Source organism: Pseudomonas sp. PS01270 (genome assembly GCF_029959775.1).
GTDB lineage: Bacteria > Pseudomonadota > Gammaproteobacteria > Pseudomonadales > Pseudomonadaceae > Aquipseudomonas > Aquipseudomonas atacamensis.
Genome location: NZ_JASCPT010000287.1, coordinates 1 through 437 on the forward strand (window position 1 = coordinate 1; position 437 = coordinate 437).

At 61.8% G+C, this 437-nt stretch carries 1 protein-coding gene; it reads right to left on the reverse strand.

Annotated elements, in window-relative coordinates:
• Nucleotides 1-437, reverse strand: a 437-nt coding sequence (locus QMX86_RS28195; RefSeq protein WP_282387997.1) for an immunoglobulin-like domain-containing protein, incomplete at both ends; no start/stop codon positions are given.

Genomic DNA, 437 nt, shown 5'->3' on the forward strand with positions numbered 1-437 from the left:
CAATGTCACGACGACAGGAGAACCGGTAACTGGTGCACCGACGGTGGCGGTGTAGGTGACAGTGCCGCCTTCGGCGACCGATGTATCGGCGGTCAGTTTGACGGTCGAGGTATCGATGGTATCGGTGACAGTCGTTACGGCCGGAGCTGTGCTCGGTACCAGGTTCTCGAAATTGCCGCCGGTAGCGCTGGTGATCGTCGCCTGCACGGAGCCGGCGTCTTTGTAGACGTCGTCAGCTGGCGCTGGAACGTTCACGGTGCCGGTGGTCTTGCCGGCGTCGATGGTGATCACGGCGCCATTCGACAGGGTCACGGTCACTGGCGAGCCAGCGGCGTTGGTCAATGTCGCGGTGTAGGTGATCTGGCCACCTTCAGCCACCGAGTTACTGGCGCTGAGCGACAGATTGGTAGTGTCGGCAACGTCGGTGACAGAAGTCG